Annotated in this window: 1 pseudogene; it reads right to left on the bottom strand. The window is 77.2% G+C overall.

The features are described 5' to 3' along the window. Nucleotides 1-530, bottom strand: a pseudogene (locus J0F76_RS20765) (hypothetical protein); the annotation flags it as partial.

Here is a 530-nt window from a genome sequence, read left to right as displayed (position 1 = left end):
GCCTGCGCATGGGCCTGGCGCAGCGCGTCAAGGCCGTCCGGCGCAAGCTGGGCCAGCAGGGCCTGCGCGCTGCGCAGGCCGTCGTCCAGCCGCTGCGCCTCGACCAGACGGGCGCGGGCCTGGCCCAGATCCTCGGCCCCGCAGGCGGACAGCCGCTGGGCCAGGGCGGCCGCAGCCCTGTCCCGCTGCGTGCGGTCACCGCCGGTCTGGGTGCCGGGGTCGATGCGCATGGTGCCGATGCCGGGCAGGTCGAAGTCGCGGGGGCCGGTCAGATGGTGCAGGCCCTCGGGCAGGTCGGCCCCGCCGGCGCGGACCCGCGCGGCCCCGGTATAGGCAAGAGACAGGCTGACCGACTGCGCGGCCAGGCGGGCCTCGGCGCGGTTCAATTCATCGCTGGCCTGTTCGGCGGCGGCAAGCGCCTGGGGCGTCACCAGCAGCAGGCCGCGACGGGCGCGCTGTGCCTCGATGTCGGCGCGCAGGCGCTCGGCCTCGGCCAGGCTGCGGGCCAGCTGTTCGGCCCGGTCCTGCGC

This window comes from Paracoccus fontiphilus, from assembly GCF_017356265.1.
Lineage (GTDB): Bacteria > Pseudomonadota > Alphaproteobacteria > Rhodobacterales > Rhodobacteraceae > Paracoccus > Paracoccus fontiphilus.
The sequence above is the reverse complement of the archived record's forward strand: the minus strand, read 5'-3'. Positions and strand labels throughout refer to the sequence as shown.